This is a genomic window from Pseudomonas putida S13.1.2 (genome assembly GCF_000498395.2).
In the GTDB taxonomy this organism is placed as follows: Bacteria; Pseudomonadota; Gammaproteobacteria; order Pseudomonadales; family Pseudomonadaceae; genus Aquipseudomonas; species Aquipseudomonas putida_Q.
Genome location: NZ_CP010979.1, coordinates 4689753 through 4711497, shown reverse-complemented (window position 1 = coordinate 4711497; position 21745 = coordinate 4689753). Strand labels below are relative to the sequence as shown.

17 protein-coding genes are annotated in these 21745 nt (G+C 63.0%); 9 read left to right on the top strand and 8 right to left on the bottom strand.

What is annotated here, in order from left to right; all coding sequences use genetic code 11:
* Positions 1-15: 15 nt before the first annotated feature.
* Both hisA and hisF read left to right on the top strand, forming a co-directional pair.
* Positions 16-753, top strand: a complete 738-nt coding sequence (gene hisA / locus N805_RS20850; protein WP_016484508.1) for a 1-(5-phosphoribosyl)-5-[(5-phosphoribosylamino)methylideneamino]imidazole-4-carboxamide isomerase — start codon at positions 16-18, stop codon at positions 751-753.
* Positions 754-763: 10 nt separating this feature from the next.
* Positions 764-1534, top strand: a complete 771-nt coding sequence (gene hisF, locus N805_RS20845; RefSeq protein WP_008091498.1) for an imidazole glycerol phosphate synthase subunit HisF — start codon at positions 764-766, stop codon at positions 1532-1534.
* Positions 1535-1651: 117 nt separating this feature from the next.
* Here hisF and choV read toward each other — a convergent pair whose 3' ends face one another.
* From choV to N805_RS20830, 3 genes are all read right to left on the bottom strand, one after another.
* Complete coding sequence (choV, locus tag N805_RS20840) at positions 1652-2830, bottom strand: choline ABC transporter ATP-binding protein (protein ID WP_019471303.1); 1179 nt, start codon at positions 2828-2830, stop codon at positions 1652-1654.
* Positions 2827-3675: a choline ABC transporter permease subunit gene (gene choW / locus N805_RS20835; RefSeq protein WP_169725175.1), complete on the bottom strand. Its 849-nt coding sequence runs from the start codon at positions 3673-3675 to the stop codon at positions 2827-2829. The genes choV and choW overlap by 4 nt, the downstream gene beginning before the upstream one ends.
* Positions 3676-3756: 81 nt before the next feature.
* Positions 3757-4704, bottom strand: coding sequence for a choline ABC transporter substrate-binding protein (locus N805_RS20830; RefSeq protein WP_019471304.1), 948 nt, complete (start codon positions 4702-4704; stop codon positions 3757-3759).
* A gap of 453 nt (positions 4705-5157) precedes the next feature.
* Here N805_RS20830 and N805_RS20825 point away from each other — a divergent pair, with 453 nt between their 5' ends.
* From N805_RS20825 to N805_RS20795, 7 genes are all read left to right on the top strand, one after another.
* Complete coding sequence (locus N805_RS20825; RefSeq protein WP_019471305.1) at positions 5158-6534, top strand: L-serine ammonia-lyase; 1377 nt, start codon at positions 5158-5160, stop codon at positions 6532-6534.
* Positions 6535-7026: 492 nt separating this feature from the next.
* Complete coding sequence (locus tag N805_RS20820) at positions 7027-8133, top strand: GlxA family transcriptional regulator (RefSeq protein ID WP_016497607.1); 1107 nt, start codon at positions 7027-7029, stop codon at positions 8131-8133.
* A gap of 191 nt (positions 8134-8324) precedes the next feature.
* Complete coding sequence (locus N805_RS20815) at positions 8325-8825, top strand: sigma-70 family RNA polymerase sigma factor (RefSeq protein ID WP_019471306.1); 501 nt, start codon at positions 8325-8327, stop codon at positions 8823-8825.
* 88 nt (positions 8826-8913) lie between these two features.
* Entirely contained in the window at positions 8914-9876 is a 963-nt protein-coding gene (locus N805_RS20810; RefSeq protein ID WP_019471307.1) for a FecR family protein, read from the top strand.
* Between the two features lie 252 nt (positions 9877-10128).
* On the top strand, positions 10129-12960 hold the full coding sequence (locus tag N805_RS20805; RefSeq protein WP_155412707.1) for a TonB-dependent receptor: 2832 nt from the start codon (positions 10129-10131) through the stop codon (positions 12958-12960).
* Between the two features lie 26 nt (positions 12961-12986).
* Positions 12987-15770: a M16 family metallopeptidase gene (locus N805_RS20800; protein ID WP_019471309.1), complete on the top strand. Its 2784-nt coding sequence runs from the start codon at positions 12987-12989 to the stop codon at positions 15768-15770.
* Complete coding sequence (locus N805_RS20795) at positions 15767-17434, top strand: ABC transporter ATP-binding protein/permease (protein WP_019471310.1); 1668 nt, start codon at positions 15767-15769, stop codon at positions 17432-17434. Before N805_RS20800 ends, N805_RS20795 begins: the two co-directional genes overlap by 4 nt.
* A 207-nt stretch (positions 17435-17641) precedes the next feature.
* On the opposite strand, the gene N805_RS20790 is transcribed toward N805_RS20795, so the two are convergent.
* From N805_RS20790 to choX, 5 genes are all read right to left on the bottom strand, one after another.
* Entirely contained in the window at positions 17642-17899 is a 258-nt protein-coding gene (locus N805_RS20790) for a hypothetical protein (RefSeq protein WP_012270100.1), read from the bottom strand.
* A gap of 254 nt (positions 17900-18153) precedes the next feature.
* Positions 18154-18627 (bottom strand): thioesterase family protein, encoded by a 474-nt coding sequence (locus tag N805_RS20785; protein ID WP_019471311.1) that lies wholly within the window; start codon positions 18625-18627, stop codon positions 18154-18156.
* Between the two features lie 10 nt (positions 18628-18637).
* Positions 18638-19603: an L-carnitine dehydrogenase gene (locus N805_RS20780; protein ID WP_019471312.1), complete on the bottom strand. Its 966-nt coding sequence runs from the start codon at positions 19601-19603 to the stop codon at positions 18638-18640.
* Positions 19604-19768: 165 nt separating this feature from the next.
* A complete protein-coding gene (locus N805_RS20775; RefSeq protein ID WP_019471313.1) occupies positions 19769-20653 on the bottom strand; it encodes a 3-keto-5-aminohexanoate cleavage protein in 885 nt (294 codons plus the stop codon).
* A 107-nt stretch (positions 20654-20760) separates the two neighbouring features.
* Positions 20761-21705, bottom strand: coding sequence for a choline ABC transporter substrate-binding protein (gene choX, locus N805_RS20770; protein WP_019471314.1), 945 nt, complete (start codon positions 21703-21705; stop codon positions 20761-20763).
* Between the last annotated feature and the right edge of the window lie 40 nt (positions 21706-21745).

The window sequence follows — 21745 nt, the reverse complement described above, 5'->3', positions numbered from 1 at the left end:
AGACAGGTTCCCAAGATGCTGATTATCCCCGCTATCGATCTGAAGGACGGTGCTTGCGTGCGCCTGCGCCAGGGCCGCATGGAAGACTCCACGGTATTTTCCGACGACCCGGTGAGCATGGCCGCCAAGTGGGTGGAGGGTGGCTGCCGCCGCCTGCACCTGGTCGACCTCAACGGCGCCTTCGAAGGCCAGCCGGTCAACGGTGAAGTGGTTACTGCCATCGCCAAGCGCTACCCGACCCTGCCGATCCAGATCGGCGGTGGCATCCGTTCGCTGGAAACCATCGAGCACTACGTCAAGGCTGGCGTCAGCTACGTGATCATCGGCACCAAGGCGGTCAAGCAGCCAGAGTTCGTGGCAGAAGCGTGCAAGGCCTTCCCGGGCAAGGTCATCGTTGGCCTGGATGCCAAGGACGGCTTCGTCGCCACCGACGGCTGGGCCGAAGTGAGCACCGTGCAGGTCATCGACCTGGCCAAGCGTTTCGAGGCCGATGGCGTCTCGGCGATCGTCTACACCGACATTGCCAAGGACGGCATGATGCAGGGCTGCAACGTGCCTTTCACCAAGGCACTGGCTGAAGCCACCCGCATTCCGGTCATCGCCTCGGGCGGCATCCACAACCTGGGCGACATCAAGGCCCTGCTGGACGCCAAGGCACCCGGCATCATCGGCGCCATCACCGGCCGTGCCATCTACGAAGGCACCCTCGATGTCGCCGAGGCCCAGGCCTTCTGCGACAACTACCAAGGCTGAGGACTGAACCATGGCACTGGCCAAGCGCATCATCCCTTGCCTGGACGTGGACAACGGCCGGGTGGTCAAGGGCGTCAAGTTCGAGAACATCCGTGATGCCGGCGACCCGGTGGAAATTGCCCGTCGCTACAACGAGCAGGGTGCCGACGAAATCACCTTCCTCGACATCACCGCCAGCGTCGATGGCCGCGACACCACCCTGCATACCGTCGAGCGCATGGCCAGCCAGGTGTTCATCCCGCTGACCGTGGGCGGTGGCGTGCGTACCGTGCAGGACATTCGCAACCTGCTCAATGCCGGTGCCGACAAGGTTTCGATCAACACGGCTGCGGTGTTCAACCCGGAGTTTGTGGGCGAGGCAGCGGACCGTTTCGGTTCGCAGTGCATCGTTGTCGCCATCGATGCCAAGAAGGTCTCCGGGCCAGGTGAAACGCCGCGCTGGGAAATCTTCACTCACGGCGGGCGCAAGCCGACCGGGCTGGATGCAGTTGAGTGGGCGAAGAAGATGGAAGGCCTGGGCGCTGGCGAGATCCTGCTGACCAGCATGGACCAGGACGGCATGAAGAATGGCTTCGACCTGGGTGTTACCCGCGCCATCAGTGATGCGCTGGGCATTCCGGTGATTGCCTCGGGGGGGGTGGGTAACCTGCAGCACCTGGCTGACGGCATTCTGGAAGGGCATGCCAGCGCGGTGCTGGCGGCCAGTATCTTCCACTTTGGCGAGTACACGGTGCCGGAGGCCAAGGCCTACATGGCTTCGCGCGGCATCGTCGTTCGCTGATCCATTGATTGGGGCTGCTTTGCAGCCCTTCGCGGGCACGCCCGCTCCCACAGGGATCTCTCCAAACCTGTGGGAGCGGGCGTGCCCGCGAAGGGTCGCAACGCGGCCCCAATTGCCTCAACCGTGGTTCTTGCCGAGCAGCGCGTGATACAGCTCGGTATCCCCAAGAATCCCCACCACCCTGTCGTTATCCTGCAACACCAGCTTGTTGCCGGTCTGATAACGAATCTGCAGCGCCTCGCGCATGCCGATGTCGGCGTGCACCACGGTCGGCCTGCGCTCCAGCAGCTCCACATCCTGCCCCGGTGCCCAGTTCTGCATGTCCAGCCCGTTCTGGCCCTGGCGTGCACGCTTGAGCGCGCCGCCTTCGCCTAGGTCCAGCCACGAATCGATACCCGGGTCCAGGCACACCGAGCCATTGACCCGCTTGCAGTTGTCCAGGCTGCGCATCAGGCTGCGGCCGCACAGCACGTTCAGCGGGTTGGTGTGGGCGACGAAGGTACGCACGTACTCGTCGGCCGGGTTGAGCACGATCTCCTCCGGCTTGCTGTACTGGATGATCCGCCCGTCCTTCATGATCGCAATGCGGGTACCCAGCTTCAGTGCCTCGTCCAGGTCGTGGCTGACGAACACGATGGTCTTGCTCAGCTTGGCCTGCAGGCCCAGCAGCTCGTCTTGCAGGCCCTGGCGGATCAGCGGGTCCAGTGCCGAGAACGGTTCGTCCATCAGCAGGATGTCGGCATCCATCGCCAGCGCCCGGGCCAGGCCCACGCGTTGTTGCATGCCGCCAGACAGCTCGTCCGGCTTCTTGTTGCGCCACTGGGTCAGGCCCACCAGCTCAAGCTTCTCGTCCACCAGCTTGCGCCGTTCCTTTTCCGGGCGGCCCTGCATTTCCAGGCCAAAGCTGATGTTCTCGCGCACCGTCAGCCAGGGCATCAGGGCAAACTTCTGGAACACCATGGCAATGCGCTTGGTGCGCATCATCTTCAGCTCGGCCGGGGTGCAGTGGGCAATGTCGATATGCTTGCCTTCGTGCTCGACAAACAGCTTGCCGCGGCTGACCGTGTTGAGGCCGTTGATGCAGCGCAGCAGGCTCGACTTGCCCGAGCCGGACAAGCCCATCAGCACGCAGATCTCGCCCTTGTTGATATCGAGGTTGGCCTTTTCGACGCCGACCACCAGGCCGGTCTGCTTGAGGATCTGTTCGCGGGTCTTGCCTTGGTCCAGCAGCGACAGTGCCTCGCGCGGCTTGTTGGAGAAAATGACGTCGACGTCTTCGAAACGAATGATGCTCATGCCTCACCCCTTACCGGCAGTTCCGGTTGCTTGCAGATACGGTCGAGCATGATTGCCAGCAGCACGATCGCCAGGCCCGCTTCGAAGCCCAGGGAAATATCGGCGGTGTTCAGTGCGTTGACCACAGGTTTGCCCAGGCCGTCAGCGCCCACCAGGGCGGCGATCACCACCATCGACAGCGACAGCATGATGCACTGGGTGACGCCGGCGGCGATGCTGGGCATCGCATGCGGCAGTTCGATACGGGTCAGCAGTTGGCGCCGCGAGCAGCCAAACGCCTTGCCGGCGTCCATCAGCTCTTGCGGGACGTCGCAGATGCCCAGGTAGGTGAGGCGGATTGGCGCCGCGATGGCGAACACCACGGTAGAGATCAGCCCCGGTACCACACCCAGGCCGAACAGGGTCAGGGTAGGGATCAGGTAGACAAAAGTGGGCACCGTCTGCATCAGGTCGAGTACCGGGCGCATGGCGGTATAGAACATCGGTTTGTGCGCAGCCAGGATGCCCAGCGGCACGCCAATCACCACGCACACCACCGTGGCGAAGGTCACCTGCGCCAGGGTTTCCATGGTTTCCTGCCAGTAACCCAGGTTGAAGATAAGCAGGAATGACAGGGCAACGAATGCGGTCAGCCCCCACTTGCGCTGGATCAGGTGCGCCAAGCCGGCGAACAGGGCGATGAGGACGAAAGGGTTGAACCAGGTCAGGGCACTGGTGACCCCATGGATCATGAATTCCAGGCCTTGCGCGATGGCGTCGAAGTAATTCGCGCCGTTCTGGGTCAGCCACTCGACGAACGACGCGATGTACTGGCCCAGGGGTATTTTCTGATCAATAAGCATGATAGCGAGCTTCCACCTGCATAGATTGAAATCAACCCGGGGCAGGCACGGTCCTGCCCCGAGGTAGCGCTATTGCGTGGTTCGTTATTGCGCCAGCTTGGCCTTGGCCGCCTCAAGGCCGGGTTTGCCATCAACAGTGGTAACGCCGGCAAGCCAGGTGTCCAGCTTGCCGGGGTTGTCTTTAAGCCACTTCTTGGCGGCTGCTTCGGGTTTCATCTTGTCGTCCAGGACATAGCCCATCATGGTGCTTTCATCCTTGAGCTCGAACGACAGGTTCTTGAGCAGCTGGCCAACGTTGCTGCATTCCTGCGCGTAGCCTTTGCGGGTATTGGTCAATACGGTCGCCTTGCCGAAATCGGGGCCGAAGAAGTCATCCCCGCCGGTCAGGTACTGCATCTTGAAGCGGGTGTTCATCGGGTGCGGTTCCCAGCCCAGGAACACAACCGACTCGCCACGTTTCTGCGCCCGATCCACCTGCGACAGCATGCCGGCCTCGCTCGATTGCACAATCTTGAAACCGGCGTCCTTCAGGCCGAAGGCGTTCTTGTCGATCATGCTCTGGATGGTGCGGTTGCCATCGTTGCCAGGTTCGATGCCGTAGATCTTGCCGTCCAGCTCCTGCTTGAACTTGGGAATGTCGGCAAAATCCTTCAGCCCCTTGTCGTACAGCGCCTGGGGCACGGCCAAGGTGTACTTGGCGTTTTCCAGGTTGGCGCGCACCGTTTCTACGGTGCCGGCGTCGCGGTACTGCTTGATGTCGTTCTCCATGGTCGGCATCCAGTTGCCGAGAAACACGTCCAGGTCCTTGCCGGTGGCCAGCGACTTGTAGGTCACTGGTACCGAGATCATGGTGGTGTGGGTTTTGTAACCCAGGGCTTCGAGCACAACGCTGGTGGTCGCGGTCGTGACTGTGATGTCGGTCCAGCCGACGTCGGAGAAACGTACCGTCTGACACTGCTCGGGTTCGGCGGCCTGGGCCAACAAGGGCGTGGACAGCAACGCAACCAGCAACAGCGAGGGTGAACCTTTCATGGATGGACTCCTGAGATATTGTCTTCGGGTTCGCGTGGGTCGCCGGGCTTTCTGAGGGTCCGGTCGACCAGGCCTGCAGAGGGCAGGATGCGTGGCCGTGCTTTACGAGTCGCTTTCGATAATCCTCCAGCGCCGGGCAATCGCCTACTGGTAGGGTCGTATCCAGTACGGAACGGGTCGTATCCAGTAAGGGCGATGTCGCTTATAGGTTTATCCACCCCCTCGGCCGCATTTTTGCGTCACCAGGCCACCGGAAAGCGGCGTGGCGAGGGCCGCTCCTTGAGCAAAAACAGCGCGGCGCGGCTGGACAAAAGTACGTCGGTTGCAGACGGCGAGGGGTGCGGTAAAAGCCCGATGATGCTGGCATTCAAGGCGGCCCGCTGTTTGAGCCTAGCAGTTGCCCCGCCCTGCGCATGGCGCGCAGAGACAAGCCCAGCAAGAGGTGATTCGACAATGGCCATCAGCGTGTTCGACCTGTTCAAGATCGGTGTCGGGCCCTCCAGCTCCCACACCGTCGGCCCCATGCGTGCTGGCGCCCTGTTTGTTCAGGGCCTGCGCGAACGCGGCGAGCTGGAACGTGTGAAACGGATCGAGGTGCGCCTGTATGGCTCGCTGTCGGCCACCGGTATCGGTCACGGCACCGACAACGCCACCATCATGGGCCTCATGGGCGAGTGGCCTGACGCCATTGACCCGACCCAGATCGTGCCGCGTATTGCCGACCTGCGCGAAACCAACACCCTGCAGCTGGACAGCCGCCTGCCCATCGAATTCGTCTGGGCCCGCGACATGCTGCTGCTGGACGAAAACCTGCCGTACCACCCCAACGCCATGACCCTGGTTGCCGAAGGCGAGCAGGGCGAGTTGCACCGCGACACCTACTACTCGGTGGGTGGCGGCTTTGTGGTCGATGCCGCCCAGGCCGCCAGCGGTGTGCTGGATGCCGACCAGACGGTGCTGCCGTACGATTTCAACAGCGCTGCCGAACTGCTACGCCTGTGCAAGCAAAACGACCTCAGCGTGTCGCAATTGATGATGGCCAACGAGAAGGTCTGGCGCAGCGAGGAAGAGATCCGCGCCGGCCTGCACAAGCTCTGGGAAGCCATGCAGGACTGCGTCAACAATGGTCTTAAATACGAAGGCACGCTGCCCGGCGGGCTGAACGTGCGCCGCCGCGCTGCCAAGCTGCACCGCAGCCTGCAAGAGATCGGCAAGCCCAACGTGATCGGCTCGACGATGAGCGCCATGGAATGGGTCAACCTGTTCGCCCTGGCGGTCAACGAAGAGAACGCCGCCGGTGGCCGCATGGTTACCGCGCCCACCAATGGCGCGGCCGGCATCATTCCGGCAGTGCTGCACTACTACATGCGCTTCAGCGATGAGGTGAACGAGTCCAGCATTGTCGATTACTTCCTGGCTGCCGCCGCCGTGGGCATCCTGTGCAAGAAAAACGCCTCGATCTCTGGGGCTGAAGTGGGTTGCCAGGGGGAAGTCGGCTCTGCCTGCGCCATGGCCGCGGCGGGCCTTGCCGAAGTGCTCGGTGCCACCCCGCCACAGGTAGAGAACGCCGCCGAGATTGCCCTGGAACACAACCTTGGCCTGACCTGCGACCCGGTCGGCGGGCTGGTGCAGGTGCCATGCATCGAGCGCAACGCGATTGCTGCGGTAAAAGCCATCAACGCGGTGCAGATGGCGCTGCGCGGTGACGGCGAGCACTTCATCTCCCTCGACCAGGTGATCCGCACCATGCGAGATACCGGTGCCGACATGCACGACAAATACAAAGAGACCTCGCGCGGTGGCCTGGCGGTCAGCGCTATCGAGTGCTGATTTCTACCAGGTTTGCTGGCCCCTTCGCGGGTGGACCCGCTCCCACAGGCATTGCCCAGTACCTGTGGGAGCGGGTTCACCCGCGAAGAGGCCTTTGAAGGTTGATGCAGGTGCAACACAACCACCAATGCCTCCTTATGGTGCGCCCGCCGCCTACCGATCGTCGGGTGTCGCTATCAGTGTGGGCATTGTCGGTGACACTCAAGAGTGTCGTTTCTGGGCAACTTACACTGCACGTGTCACCAAATTGCTCAGCCGTTACACGCACGGCGCCTAGCACGCCTGTTTTGCGACTATCAGCCAACTCGGCCGAAGCACCTGATTTGCCTGATGAAGGTGTCGTTTTCAGGTTTTTTTGGATAGCCGTTCAATTTCAGGCACGGCGTTTGCGTTGAGATTGGCAACCTACCCCCGGAAAATGACCGAGGGGTCATAACAAGAAATCAGTGCCCGCCTGAGGCACACCCTGCATTTGTGTGAGGAGAAATCGCGATGACGTCGTACACCTCCGGGACCCCAACCCAGAACCGCACAGCACCCCAGTCCATCGGGTTTCTTCTACTGGACAATTTCACCCTGATTTCCCTGGCATCGGCGGTCGAGCCGCTGCGTATGGCCAACCAGCTTTCCGGCCGCGAGCTGTATCGCTGGCACACCCTGACGGTGGACGGCGGCCAGGTCTGGGCCAGCGACGGCCTGCAGATCACCCCTGATGCTGCCATGCACAGCGCGCCGCCCATCGATACCGTGATCGTCTGCGGTGGCGTGGGAATCCAGCGCACTGTTACCCGTGAGCATGTCACCTGGCTGCAGGCCCAGGCCCGTCAGTCGCGCCGCCTTGGCGCGGTGTGTACCGGCAGCTGGGCCCTGGCCTGTGCCGGCCTGCTCGACGGTTTCGATTGCAGTGTGCACTGGGAGTGCCTGGCGGCCATGCAGGAGGCCTACCCGCGAGTGAACATGAGCACCCGCCTGTTCACCCTCGACCGTAACCGCTTCACCAGCTCCGGCGGCACTGCGCCGCTGGACATGATGTTGCACCTGATCAGCCGCGACCATGGCCGCGAGCTGTCGGCGGCCATTTCCGAGATGTTCGTCTACGAGCGCATCCGCAACGAGCAGGACCACCAGCGCGTGCCGCTCAAGCACATGCTCGGTACCAACCAGCCGAAGTTGCAGGAAATCGTCGCGCTGATGGAGGCCAACCTCGAAGAGCCGATCGACCTGGACGAACTGGCGGTGTACGTGGCGGTGTCGCGACGCCAGCTTGAGCGGCTGTTCCAGAAGTATCTGCACTGCTCGCCATCGCGCTACTACCTGAAACTGCGCCTGATCCGTGCGCGGCAGTTGCTGAAGCAAACGCCGATGTCGATCATCGAAGTGGCGTCGGTGTGCGGCTTTGTGTCTACCCCTCACTTCTCCAAGTGCTACCGCGAGTACTTCGGCATTCCGCCGCGTGACGAGCGCGTGGGCTCCAACACCGCGCAGCAGGTAGCGATGATGCCGATTCCGCAGGCCATGACCCTGTCGCCACACAGCGGGCCGATGGCGGCGCTGAGCCAGGCGCGCAACGAGTCGACCTTTGCCAGCGTAAGGCTCTGATACCGCGCCGCCTGCTTCGCGGGTAAACCCGCTCCCACAGGTGCATCACAAGTCTCGAAAACTGTGATTACCCTGTGGGAGCGGGTTCACCCGCGAAGAGGCCGGCACTGGCAATAAAGATCCACCTGTTGATAATGATTCTCGACTACAGGTAACATCGCCGCCCCCGAAACCCTCTGGCATACCACCCCGTGGCGGACGAAAAACTCCAGCTCTACCTGGCCCACCGGGCGGCATTGCTTGACTATGCCGCGCCGATCGTCGGCTGCCGCGCCCGCGCCGAAGACGTGGTGCAGGAAGCGTGGCTGCGCTTCAGCCGCCAGCAGGAACATGCCGACATTCGCCACCCGGCCAGCTACCTGTACCGCATCGTGCGCAACCTGGCCCTCGACCAGACCCGCCGTACCGCCACCGAAAAAGCCCAACCCAACGGTGATGAGATCCTCGCCGAGCTGCCCTCGACCAGTGCGTCGCCCGAGCAGGCGGTCACCCAGCAAAATGAACTTAGCGCCATCAGTCGCGCCCTCGAGGAATTGCCCCAGCGCACCCGCGTAGCGTTCGAAATGCACCGCCTGGGCGGCCATACCCTGCAAGAAGTGGCCAGCCACCTGAATGTGTCCGTCAGCCTGGTGCACCAGCTGGTGCGCGATGCCCTGAGCCACTGCATGGCGCGCCTGGAGGATGACCTGTGAAAAAACGCGAGGCTGGTGCGTCCTTTGCCGAGCAGGGTAGCTCTGTGCGACCCTGCGCGCCCTTCAGCCCTCAGGAGACTTGCCCGGCATGACGTCCGCAGCCCCCCTATCCAGCCGCCGCGAGCAGGCCCTGGACTGGCTCCTGCGCCTGCAGCAGTCGCCTGACGACCCTCAGCTACGGGGTGAGTTCGAGCAATGGTGCGCCAGCGATACGGCCAACGCCCAGGCCTTCCACAAGGCCGAACGGGTGTGGCAGCTCACCGGCCAGCTGGCGCCGACCACCACCCAACTGTGGCCCAAGGCCGAAGTGCTGCCGCTACCGGTCAAGCGCAAGCCCCGGCGGCGGTGGTGGCTGGGGGCGGGGGTGGCGGCCTGTTTATTGGTAGCTGTCGCGCCTTCCCTGAGCCTGCGCTTGCAGGCTGACTACCGCACCGCACAGGGCGAGACCCGCGACATCACCCTGGCTGATGGCAGCGTGGTGCAGCTGGACAGCGATACCGCCATCGCTGTGGACTACAGCGGCGATCATCGGGATGTGAAGCTGCTCGCCGGCCAGGCGTTTTTCGAGGTGAAGCCCGACAAGGCCAAGCCGTTCCATGTGCGTGCCGACGATGTGCGGGTGACGGTGACCGGCACGGCGTTCAATGTCGAGCTGCGGCCTGGGCGGGTAGGGGTGGATGTGCAGCATGGCTCGGTACGGGTCGAAGACACTGCCGATGCGCAGGTACTGGCTGCTGCACTGACGGCCGGGCAGCGTCTGCGGTATGGCGATGGTCGGGTGCAACTGCAGGCCTTCGTGCCCACGCAAGCCGCCGCATGGCGGCAGGGGCAGCTGATTGCCGACGACCAGACAGTGGCCGAGCTAGTGCAGGCGCTGGCGCCGTATATGCCAGGCAAAGTGATGCTGCGTGACGATGCGCTGGGTGCCAAGCGGGTGACGGGTGTGTATGACCTGCGCAAGCCCGAGGCGGCCTTGCGCGCAGTAATCCGGCCGCATGGTGGCGAGGTGCGTAGCTATGGGCCTTGGCTGTGGGTGTTGAGCAAACCTTGAAATTGCCGGGGCTGCTGCGCAGCCCATCGCCGGCAAGCCAGCTCCCACAAAGAGCGGCCAGTGCAGTACCTGTGGGAGCTGGCTTGCCGGCGATGAGGCCGGTACAGCAACCCCAATTCATTGTTTGAAAAATAATTTCCGAAATTTCTGAAAAATCCCCGCACTGCCCCGTCTTCTCCCCCGCGCGCAACAACTGATACCGATTCGTATTCTATTTTGCAGCCCGGCGATTGCCGGGGGTGGGGATGTGGGATGACTGAAACATCAAGCCGGAAGCCGCGCAGTGCGCGGGGTTGGTCGTTGCGCCTGAAACATGTTGGCGGCGCGGGCATGTTGGGGCTGTGTGCCCTGCTGGATCAGCCGCCAGCCCATGCACAGACAGATGCTGAGCATGCCCAACTCACCCTGGTACATGCGTTCAGCATCCCCAGCCAGGACCTGGCCATCGCCCTGATCACTTTCGGCCAGCAAAGCGGGCTGCAGGTCAGCGTCGACCCGGACCTGCTGGAGGGCCTGGAGTCCACCGCGGTCAGTGGCAACTTCAGCAGCGAGGCTGCACTGTCGCGATTGCTGCAAAGCAGTGGCATCACGTGGGAGTTCGAGGCGGGTACCTTCATCTTCCGCCTGTTGCACAGCGACGGCCAAGGCCCGCTGGAGTTGCACAACACCGTGGTGCTGGGGCAGACCGAAGAGAACAGCTACATGGGCGCTACGGTCATCGGCAGCAAGGCGATCAAAGCCTTCCCGGGCGCCAATGGCGACATCACCACACTGCTGCAGATGCACCCCAGCGTGCAATTCAGCACCCGCCAGCAAAACTCCAACACGCCGGGCGAAATTGCGCCGGCGGATATCAGCATCAACGGCGCCAAGTACTACCAGAACAACTTCATGATCGACGGCATCTCGATCAACAATGACCTCGACCCTGGCGCCCATGACTTCAACGATGTGCGCCAGTTCGATTCCACCCCCAGCCGCTCCCACGGTATTGCGCTGGATGCGGACTTGCTGCAGGAAGTGAAGGTCTACGACAGCAACGTGCCGGCCGAGTATGGTGGCTTCAACGGGGGTGTAGTCGATGCGATCACCCGCCGCCCGAGCAAGGATTTTCACGGCAAGCTCTCGTATGCCCTCAGCCGTTCAGCGTGGACCCGCTACCACATCACCGAAGCCGATCAGGAAAACTTCGATCAGGCCTCGGACGAGCAGTACCAGCCAGAGTTCGAGAAAACCACCGTGCGCGGCATGGTCGAAGGCCACCTGACCGATGACTTCGGCGCCATCCTGGCGTTCTCGCAGAAACGCTCGGTGCTGCCACTCAACGCCTACTCGGACGGATACAGCAGCCCGACCGAAGCCAACCGCAAGGACCAGACCCGCGAACTGACCAACTACATGCTCAAGACCTACTGGAGCGTGAACGACCAGCTCAGCCTGGATTCATCCTTTGTCTACGGCCCAGGCGAGAACACCTACTTTCGCGCCAATCAGCGCAGCTCGGCCTTCGTGACCGAGGAGGGAGGGTATCAAGGCTCCATCAAGGCCACCTGGCTGGCCCCGAGTGCCACCTGGACCCACACCCTCGCGCTGACCAACCTGACCAGCTCGAGAGACTCGGAGCAGGATGACTACATCAAATGGTACTACTCCGAAACCAAGAACTGGGGGCGGCCACTGAGCAACACCTCCAGCAGCGCAGAAGGCGGTTACGGGGACTTGGAGCAGACCCAGAAAGGTCTGGACTATGCAGTAAAAGCGCAGTGGCTGCCGTTCACCCTGGGAGGCGTGACGCATTCGCTGGTGACCGGGATCGACCTGTCCTACAAACGCGCTACCTGGGAGCGCCCCAGCGATGCCAGTAGTGTCACCACGTTCAAGCGTGACAGCGGGACCGCCTGTGGCAATGACCCTTATTGCTCTACAGGCCTGTTGCTGAATGGCAGCACCCGGCAATGGGCTTCGGCGATGAACGTTTACAAGGCAGCTGATATCAGCGTCGAAGAGAGCAAGTATGCGTTCTACCTTCAGGACACTTTGCAGCTCGGCAAGCTGAGCCTGCGGCCGGGCCTGCGGTTTGAAGGCGATGATTACATGGAACGCAAAACCATCGCCCCGCGCTTTGCCGGCGACTACGACTTTTTCGGCGACCGCTCGACCGTGCTGACCTTCGGTGCCAACCGCTACTACGGTCGCAATCTGTTCAAGATGCGTCTGAACGACGGTCGTGACCAGTACAACGTTCGCTACACACGGTCCAGCCAGGACTCGCCATGGGTGGAAGTGTCACGTGCGAAGAACGACACGCGTTTCTCGACCCTGAACATACCCTATGACGATGAACTGACCGTCGGCCTGGAACAAATCTGGCTCGACACCCTGTTCAAGCTCAAGTACGTGAACCGCAAAGGTCGCGACAAGATCGTGCGCTCGTACCACAGCGTCGAAGGCCTGCCGGAACTGGATGGCTATACCAGCAATTACTACATCTATACCAACCAGGGCGAAAGCAAGAGCGACACGGTGACGTTGGAAATCACCCCGCAGCAGCAGTTCAAGTTGCTGGGCAGCAGCACCAGCATGCAGTTCGCCGCAGGTTGGCAGCGGAGTGAGGACTCGTACACCGACTACGACTCGATCCTCAACAGCGAGGAATACGACGGCAATGCGGTGTTGTACGACGGCAAGCGAATGGACTTCGTCGAACTGCCGCCAAACAACTTCAACCGCCCATGGACCGCACGGCTGACGACCATTACCGAGATCCCCGCCTGGCACATGAGCATCAGCAACTTCCTGCGTTTTCGCAGCAAGTACAAGCAGATCATCGATACCGGCGACACTGTAGAGCTGCAGGGTGAAACGCTCAGCGTCTATGAAGCGGCTTCGGTTGGCAGCGCCATGACCTGGGACATGCAGGTGTACTGGGAGCTGCCTACGGCCAAGGACCAGGCCGTGTTTGCCTCGGTCGACATCACCAACGTTGCCGACAAGATCAACCCCACCGTCAGTTCCGGCAGCCAGGCCGTGACCCGCTACGAAGTCGGCCGCCAGTACTGGCTGGAAGTCGGCTACCGCTTCTGACTCTATAAAAAACCGTGGATACCCTGATGAAAAAGCTCATCGCGGGCCTGCTCGGCCCGCTGTTGCTCGGCGCCTGCGCGTCGATACCTGAACCCGACGCACCCTTGCCCTGGGACCGCCAGGTTATCCAGGGCAAGCTGGCCAACGGGCTTGCCTACCGGCTGGTGCGTGAGACGGCGCAGCCTGGCCGCCTGGACCTGCGTTTGACCGTCAAGGCCGGTTCGGTCGACGAGGCAGAGGACCAGGTTGGCGTCGCCCACATGGTCGAGCATCTGGCCTTTCACAGCCGCGCCGGCCGCCAGCAAAACCTGCGCCAGCGCATGACCGACCTGGGCTGGGTGCAGGGCCGGCACTTCAATGCCGTGACCAACTACGAACGCACCCAGTACCTGATTGGCCCACCCGCTGGCGTGCGCCAGGCGCCACAGGCATTGCAGGCCCTGGCCGACCTGGCGTTCGCCCGTGACTACAACGCCCAGGACCTGGAGCGCGAACGGCCCATCGTGATCGAGGAATGGCGCGGCGGCTTGGGCGTGGCCCAGCGCATGAACGAGCAGCGCACGGCCTCGCAGCGGGTGGGCTCGCGCTACCCCGGGCACCGCACCATCGGCAACGAAGCGGCGATCCGCTCGGCTAGCCTGCAAAACCTGCAGTCCTTCCAGAACCGCTGGTACCTGCCCAACAACATGGTGCTGTCGGCAGTTGGCGATTTCGACCCCGAGGCCATGCGCGCCCAGATCGAACAGGCCTTCGGCGGGGCCAAGGCGGGCCAAGTGCCGGGCCGAGAGCGACGGGAGCTGCTGCTGGACGACAAGCTGAAAGTGTTCCGCCTGCAAGACCCGCAATCGGGCAGTAACCAGGTAGCGATGCTGTTCCGCTCCCATGAGCCGGATAGCCGAGGCACCACCCGCGCCGCATTGCGCGAGCGACTGATCGACCGCATGACCCTCGCCGCCATGCTCGACAGCCTGCGTCGCCAACCGCAGGCGGCCGGGGTACGCAGCTTCACCGCGCAGAAAACCCTGATCGGTGAGCACTCCACCGTGCTTGGCATCGCCGCAGGCGTCGAGGGCCAGGCTCACGACCAGGCGCTGCAGCAACTACTGACCGAGATCGAGCGCCTGCGCCAGCACGGTTTCAGCGAAACGGACCTGCAACGCGAGCGCGAGCATATCCACGCGCTGGGCGAAAAGACCCTGGCCAAGCAAGACCCGCGCACCTTCGAGCAGTGGGTGGAACAACTCAACAATGCCGCCGTGCAGGGTAATGCCGTCACCGAGCGGCATGCCACTGCTGCGCGCTATCTGGAAGCGCTGGGGAACATCTCGCGAGATGACCTGAACGACCGCCTGCGTCGCTGGCTGGCCAGCCCTGACCGGGTATTGCAGGTGAGCGCGGCGGGCAACTCCGAAGTCGCTCTGCCGACTGTCGCGCAGGTTGAGGCGCGGCAAGTCGAACTGGCCGGCAGATCGCTTACGGCCCCCGTGCAGACGGCGCCAGAAAACGCTTCGGCATCCATCCTGAAAATGCCCGCTGCGCCACCCGCTGCCGCTATCGTCGCGCGCAAGACCTTCCCGGAACAACACGTGGAGCATTGGCGCCTGAGCAACGGGGATCGCCTGGTCTGGCTCAAGCGCAATGGCCCGGACGGCAAATGGCTGCTGCAAGCCGACTCGTCAGCAGGCTACTCCCTTGAGGGCTTACCGGTCTGGCGCCTGCAAATGGCTGCGCAGCTTGGTGCCCGCAGCGGCCTGCCGGGTATGGACCCAGAGGCACTGGCCACTTGGCGCCAGACGCAACGCGCCACGCTCAGCCTCGACCATCAGCCCCAGCGTTTGACGCTCAGCCTTGGCGCCGAACCTGAGCACTTGCTGGCGCTGATGCAAAGCTACCGCACGAGTCAGTTGGCCAGCGTAGACCAGGCGCTGTTCACCCAGTCCCGTGACGAATTGCTGCAACGTCTGCGCAGCAGACCGGATGACGTGCGCGGGGTGCAGGAAAGCCGCCAGCGTGTGCTCAAGTACGGTGTGGACCTCTGGCAGTCGCCGGATACCCGCGCCCTCGAACAATTGACCGCCGAACAGCTGACTGCCGACTGGAAGCTTTTGGCCGGTGCGCCGGTGACCTATTACCTGATGGCGGATACGGCGCCGGAACCGTTGGAAAAAATGGTCCGTGAAATGCTCGCGACCCTCCCGCGCAGTGCTTCGCTGGCCAGCCAGCAGGCCTTGCAGCAGCCCGGCCAACGCCGTGAGGACCTGGCCATCGCACTGGAACCGCGTGTGGTGTTGCAGGCCAGCAGCTTCCAGCCGCAAGCCTGGAGCCCGGAGGCGGCGGTGCGGGTATCGGTGTTGCGCGACCTGGCCAACCAGCGGCTGAAGGCGCAGTTGCGTGGCGAGGCCTCGGGTGTATACCGCCTGCGTTTCGACAGCGAGCTGAATGCCGATACGCAGCGTGTCGAGAGCAGCCTCAGCTTCACCTGCGACCCGGCCCGGGCCGATGAGCTGTGGGCGATGGCGCAGAATACCCTCGCCAGCCTGCAGCCAGATGCCGAGTGGCTGGTGGCCGAGCGCCGTGAGCTGCTGCGCCAGGAGAGCAAACGCCGCGAAGACCCGCAAACCCAGTTCAAGCGCCTGGTCCTCAGCGACCGCCGCTGGCACGACCCACGCTACCTGCAGACCCAGGCACAGTTGCCTGCGGCACTGACCCTGCCGGAGCTGCAACAACAGGCACTGCAGCTGTTCCCTCGGGGCAACCAGGTACAACTGCGCCTGCTGCCCTCTGAGGCGGCGCTGGAGCAGGCACTGTGAAAACCCTGCGCACTTTCTACCGCCTCAGCCGCCCGTTCTGGCACGACCGTGGGCAATGGCTGGCTTGGCTCATGCTGGCGGCGGTGATCGGCCTGGGGTTGCTGGTGGTGCAGATCAATGTGCTGATCAACGGCTGGAGCAAGGTCTTCTACGACACCCTGGGCGCGTTTGACACGGCGGGGTTGTATGGCCTGGTCGGCGAGTATGCGCTGTATCTGGGTAGCTATGTGCTGATCGTCGTGGCCATGGACTACATCCGCAAAGGGCTGGAGCTGCGCTGGCGCCAGGCGATGACCGGGCGCCTGACTGATGCCTGGTTGGCCGATCAGGCCTTCTACCGCCTGGGGCTGACGGGCGAGCCGGACAACCCCGACCAGCGCATTGCCCAGGACATCGACCTGATGGTCGGGCTGAGCATTGAGCTGGTGGCCTCGCTGGTGATCAACCTGGCGCAGGTCGGCGCGTTCATGGTGATCCTGTGGAACCTGTCGGGGGTGCAAACCTTCAGCCTGTTCGGCGAGACGTTCACGGTTCATGGCTACCTGGTGTGGATCGTGCTGGCCTATACCGTGGTCGGCAGCCTGGTGACACATCTGATCGGCAAGCCACTGCATGGGTTGAACTACGAGCGTGAACACCGCGAGGCGGACTTTCGCGCCAGTCTGTTGCGCAAGCGCGACCATGCCGAGCAGATTGCGCTGTACCGGGGCGAGGCGGTCGAACGCGAGCACCTGGCCGAACGCTTTCGGGCCATTGCCGACAACTGGCGGCAACTGATGGGGCGTGAACGCAATCTCAGCTTGTTCACCGTCTCTTACGAACGCTTGAGCCTGATCATCCCGGTGTTCGCCGCCTTGCCGGCATTCATGGCCAAGGCCATCACCCTGGGTGGGCTGATGCAGATCCGCAGTGCCTTCAACGCGGTGCACGGCTCGCTCAGCTGGTTCATCAAGCTTTATCACAAGCTGGTGCGCTGGAGCGCTGCATTGCAGCGGCTGGAGCAGTTCGAGCAGGCGATTGCTGCCAGCCGCAGGCAGGCCGTCACGACTACTCAGGGTGACTGCCTGTGTACGCGGGGGCTGACGCTTTGCCGGCCGGATGGCAGTGCCATGCTGCGCGACCTGGACTTGCAAGCAGGGCAGGGCCAGTGGTTACGGCTGGGTGGGCGCAGTGGGGTTGGCAAGTCGACTTTGCTGCGCACCTTGCAGGGGCTTTGGCCCTACTGCCTGGGCGAGTGGCAGCTGCCACCGGGGCGCAGCTTGCTGCTGCCGCAGAAGCCCTACATGCCGCACATGAGCCTGCGTGCGTTACTGGCTTATCCACAGGTGCAGTCGATAGACGACGTGCAGTTGATCGGTGTGCTGGGCAAGGTGGGGCTGGGAGCCCTGGTTGGGCAACTGGACAAGCAGGCTGAGTGGGACCGCGTGCTCTCCGGCGGGGAGCAGCAGCGGTTGAGCCTGGCGCGGGCGTTGCTGTACCGGCCGGATACCTTGTACCTGGATGAGGCGACCAGCCAGCTGGATCTGGGCAGTGCCCGGGTTTTGCTGGAAATGCTCAGGCGGGAGTTGCCGCGGTGTACGGTGGTGGGGGTGACACACCAGGAAGGGCTGGCACGGCTGTTTGACCGGACTGCAGAACTGGAGAAGCTGGCCGAGCCTGTTTAAGGCAGGCCTGGCCCTTTCGCGGGGCAAGCCCGCTCCCACAAGTTATCCATCATCCCAAGGAGGGTGATGTCCCTGTGGGAGCGTCTTGCTCGAACTCTAAAAGCTTACGCGATCACTGTGGAGCAACTGTACTTGCCTGAAATCTGAAAGCTTACGCGGTCATTGTGGGAGCGGGCTTGTCCCGCGAAGAGGCCGGACCAGGAGAAATCAGGCGCGTTTGTTGAACTGCGCCAAGGCCGGCAACAGCTGCTTGTCGATGGCCTGGCGCACCGCCGGCAGAATCGTCGCACTCCCGGTATACATCTGCTCGACCATACCCTTCAGCGCTCGCGCATTAGGCTCTGTCAGCCCACGTACCACCGCTTCGCAAGCCTGCTCGGCACTGGCGCCCGCCGGAATCTCGAACCCGCGTGCGCGCAGGTGGCCTGCCAGGTCGTCCTGATCAATCAAATCCGCATGCATCATGGCTGTTGTCCCTTTTATCGCTAAGAGAGTGCTGCTGTGATTTACGACCGATTCTGTGACGAGCGCGACATGCCCGCAACAACAAGATGTCGCCATGACTGCTTTGGCTAAGAACAGGTCGTTTACGGCTAAATCGCCTACCCGGCAAGCCAGCACACTGAAGCCATTCACGGTACCAGGGGGTTTGGTCACCCTCACTCATGCACAGTGGATGTTGCTCGCTCTTGGCCCCGCTAGCTCACGGCTTTGCGGGGTTATTTTTTTGGAAGGCCGATCACACGGCCTGCATAGGCGGGCGCCGTAAGTTGAAGCTGTTCATCCACCAGCCCCTGTAGCAACCCTATGCTCACCTCGCTGAACGGGGCCGACTTCGGCTCTGTCAGGTCCACATGCAGCAGCATCTGCTCGCTGGCCGCCAGCGCCTCTTCGAACCCCGCCCGATGCAGGCTGTGGTAGACATGCAGGCGTTTGTGATCAAAGCCGATGATCTGCGTCTGTACCCATACCTCGCTACCCAGTTTTACTTCATGCAGGTAGTTGATGTGCGCTTCGAGGGTGAACAGGGAATTTCCGCTCTGCCCACGGCTGTCGGCATCCAGGCCGATGCGCTCCATCAGCGCATCGGTGGCATAGCTGAATATCAGCAGGTAATAGGCATCGCGCAGATGCCCGTTGTAGTCCACCCAGTCCTTCTGGACTGGGGTGCGGTAGGTGATCAGTGCGGGCATTGCTTATTCCTCAATCGCCATAGGCCATGCCATGTGTTGCCTTGCTGGTCTTCACCGCTGCCAGCACCGCCAGCAGGGTGTCATCACGATAGCGCTCCAGCGCGGCGATGCTACGTTCGCCCAGTTGCGCCGAGGTGCCGTCCACCACATCGTCGATCAACTTGTCGGTTAGCTCCGGCGCCGGCAGGTAGGTCCAGGGCAGCTTGAGGGCTGGCCCGAACTGCGACATGAAGTGGCGCATGCCCGCATCGCCACCGGCCAGGGTGTAGGTGAGGAAGGTGCCCATGAACGACCAGCGCAGGCCGGCGCCGAAGCGGATGGCATCGTCGATCTCACCGGTGGTCGCCACGCCGTCGTTGACCAGGTGCAGGGCCTCCCGCCAGAGCGCTTCGAGCAGGCGGTCGGCGATGAAACCGGGCACTTCCTTGCGCACATGCAGCGGGCGCATACCCAGTGCGGTGTAGATGGTTTTTGCCGCCTCGATGGCTTCAGGCGCAGTACGGTTGCCGCCGACGATCTCGACCAGCGGCAGCAAGTACACCGGGTTGAACGGGTGGCCGACCACGCAGCGTTCGGGGTGGGTAGCCGACTCGTAGAATTCGCTGGGCAGCAGGCCTGAAGTGCTGGAACCGATGATGGCCTCGGGCTTGGCGGCGGCGCTGATTTTCGCGTGCAGGTCGAGCTTGAGGTCCAGCCGCTCCGGTGCGCTTTCCTGGATAAAATCGGCGTCGCGTACGCACTCTTCGATGGTGCTGACGAACTTCAGCCGGTTTTGTGATGCACCTTGCGCCAGGCCTTGTTTTTCCAGCGCTGGCCAAGCGTTGGCAATGCGCTTGCGCAGCGCTTGCTCGGCACCTGGCGCCGGGTCCCAGGCGACCACGTCCAGGCCGTGGGCAAGGGCGCGGGCAACCCAGCCGCTGCCGATTACGCCGCTACCCAAAGCGGCGAAGGTCTTGATCTCGGTGATGAAAGGCATGTCGGTTCCTCAGGGCAAAACACATTGATCAGGGGGCATCGATCCCTGTGGGAGCGGGCGCGCCCGCGAACACCGGCAAAGCCGGTGCCATCCGCTGCGTCGCCTGCTTCGCGGGCATGCCCGCTCCCACAGGATCTTTGGCGTAGCTGCGATCGTTGCAGGGGCTCAGCGGCGCTTGAGATTCATTTTTTCCCGCCCTTCGGCCGGGGTCAGCACGCGGGCACCGAGGCGCGAAATGATCTCCACCGCCCGTTCGACCAATTGGCCGTTGCTGGCCAGCACGCCGCGGTCCAGGTACAGGTTGTCTTCCAGGCCGACCCGCACGTTGCCGCCGAGTAACACAGCTTGTGCGGCCATCGGCATTTGCATGCGGCCGATGCCAAAGCCGGCCCAGGTGACGTTGGCCGGCAGGTTGTCGACCATCGCCTTCATGGTGGTGGTGTCGGCCGGTGCGCCCCAGGGAATGCCCAGGCACAGCTGGAACAGCGGGTCTTCGAGCAGGCCTTCCTTGATCATCTGCTTGGCGAACCACAGGTGGCCGGTGTCGAAGATTTCCAGTTCGGCTTTCACGCCCAGTTCGGTGATGCGTTTGGCGCCGGCGCGCAGTTGCGCCGGGGTGGAGACATAAATCGAATTGCCGTCGCCGAAGTTGAGCGTGCCGCAGTCAAGGGTACAGATCTCCGGCAGCAGCGCCTCGACATGGGCCAGGCGTTCCAGCGGGCCGATCAGGTCGGTGCCCGGGCCGAACTCTAGGGGCGTTTCGCCCGGGCCGATTTCCAGGTCGCCACCCATGCCGGCGGTGAGGTTGACGATGATGTCCACATCGGCTTCGCGGATGCGTTCCATGACTTCGCGGTAGAGGTTTACGTCGCGGCTGAAACGGCCGCTTTGCGGGTCGCGAACGTGGCAGTGGACCACGGTGGCGCCGGCTTTGGCTGCTTCGACGGCGGCTTCGGCGATCTGCTTGGGGGTGACCGGGACCAGGTGGCTTTTCGAGGCGGTGTCACCGGCGCCGGTGAGGGCGCAGGTGATGATGACGTCGTGGTTCATGGCGGGGTTCCTTGTGTTGTCTGTGCTGGCCCTATCGCCGGCAAGCCAGCTCCCACAGGGTTCGCGTGAACCCTGTGGGAGCGGGCGTGCCCGCGAAAAGGGCCGGATCAGTTGGCAGTAAGCTTGAGGTTGTCCGCACCCGGCTTGCCATCGAAGGTGGTCACACCCTCAAGCCAGCGCGCCTTGTCCTCGGGGTGGTCCTTGAGCCACTGGCGGGCCGATTCCAGCGCATCCTTGTGGTCGAGCAGCGGCTGCATCATGCGGCTCTCGTCCTCGGCGCTGAAGTTCAGGTTGGCCAGCAAGCGGTGGGCGTTGGGGCAGCGTTCGGCGTAGTCCGGCGCGGTCACCGTCCACACCGTTGCGCGGCCTTCGTCCGGCCCCAGGGCGTCCTGGCTCTCGCCCAGGTAGGCCATGTCGATGTTCACGTTCATCGGGTGCGGCGCCCAGCCGAAGAACACCACGGCCTCCTTGCGGCGCACGGCGCGGTCGACGGCAGCGAGCATGCCGGCCTCGCTGGACTCGACCAGCTGGAACTTGCCCAGGCCGAACTGGTTCTTGGTGATCATGGCCTTGATCTGGGTGTTGGCACCCGAGCCGGGCTCGATGCCATAGAGCTTGCCGCCCAGCTCCTTCTCGAACTTGTGAATGTCGGCGAAGGTCTTCAGGCCTTTGTCATACAGGTACTTCGGCACTGCCAGGGTCGCCCGCGCATCTTCCAGGCTGGGCTTTTCCAGCACCTTGACCTGCTGGGCATCGATGAACGGTGTAATGGTCTGGGTCATGATCGGGTTCCAGTAACCCAGGAACATGTCCAGGCGCTTGTCGCGGATGCCGGCAAAGATGATCTGCTGCGAAGCGCTGGTCTGCTTGGTCTGGTAGCCCAGGCCATCAAGCAGCACCTGGGCCATGGCGCTGGTGGCGATGACGTCAGTCCAGTTGACCACGCCCAGGCGGACGTTCTTGCAGGCCGCAGGCTCTGCGGCGAAAAGCGGGGAAGTGGCGATGCTGCTAAGGGCAAGGGTCAACAGGCTGCGGCGGATCAAGCTGTGCATGGTGGCTCTCCATCGGCAGTGCATATTGTTATGGGGTTCG

Excerpts from the sequence above, each read along its gene's own strand:
- choX (WP_019471314.1), bottom strand. The coding sequence starts at position 21,705 with ATGCACAGCTTGATCCGCCGCAGCCTGTTGACCCTTGCCCTTAGCAGC.
- N805_RS20820 (WP_016497607.1), top strand. The coding sequence starts at position 7,027 with ATGACGTCGTACACCTCCGGGACCCCAACCCAGAACCGCACAGCACCC.
- N805_RS20785 (WP_019471311.1), bottom strand. The coding sequence starts at position 18,627 with ATGCCCGCACTGATCACCTACCGCACCCCAGTCCAGAAGGACTGGGTG.
- N805_RS20800 (WP_019471309.1), top strand. The coding sequence starts at position 12,987 with ATGAAAAAGCTCATCGCGGGCCTGCTCGGCCCGCTGTTGCTCGGCGCC.
- N805_RS20780 (WP_019471312.1), bottom strand. The coding sequence starts at position 19,603 with ATGCCTTTCATCACCGAGATCAAGACCTTCGCCGCTTTGGGTAGCGGC.
- hisF (WP_008091498.1), top strand. The coding sequence starts at position 764 with ATGGCACTGGCCAAGCGCATCATCCCTTGCCTGGACGTGGACAACGGC.
- hisA (WP_016484508.1), top strand. The coding sequence starts at position 16 with ATGCTGATTATCCCCGCTATCGATCTGAAGGACGGTGCTTGCGTGCGC.
- N805_RS20790 (WP_012270100.1), bottom strand. The coding sequence starts at position 17,899 with ATGATGCATGCGGATTTGATTGATCAGGACGACCTGGCAGGCCACCTG.
- choV (WP_019471303.1), bottom strand. The coding sequence starts at position 2,830 with ATGAGCATCATTCGTTTCGAAGACGTCGACGTCATTTTCTCCAACAAG.
- N805_RS20775 (WP_019471313.1), bottom strand. The coding sequence starts at position 20,653 with ATGAACCACGACGTCATCATCACCTGCGCCCTCACCGGCGCCGGTGAC.
- N805_RS20825 (WP_019471305.1), top strand. The coding sequence starts at position 5,158 with ATGGCCATCAGCGTGTTCGACCTGTTCAAGATCGGTGTCGGGCCCTCC.
- N805_RS20830 (WP_019471304.1), bottom strand. The coding sequence starts at position 4,704 with ATGAAAGGTTCACCCTCGCTGTTGCTGGTTGCGTTGCTGTCCACGCCC.
- N805_RS20810 (WP_019471307.1), top strand. The coding sequence starts at position 8,914 with ATGACGTCCGCAGCCCCCCTATCCAGCCGCCGCGAGCAGGCCCTGGAC.
- N805_RS20805 (WP_155412707.1), top strand. The coding sequence starts at position 10,129 with ATGACTGAAACATCAAGCCGGAAGCCGCGCAGTGCGCGGGGTTGGTCG.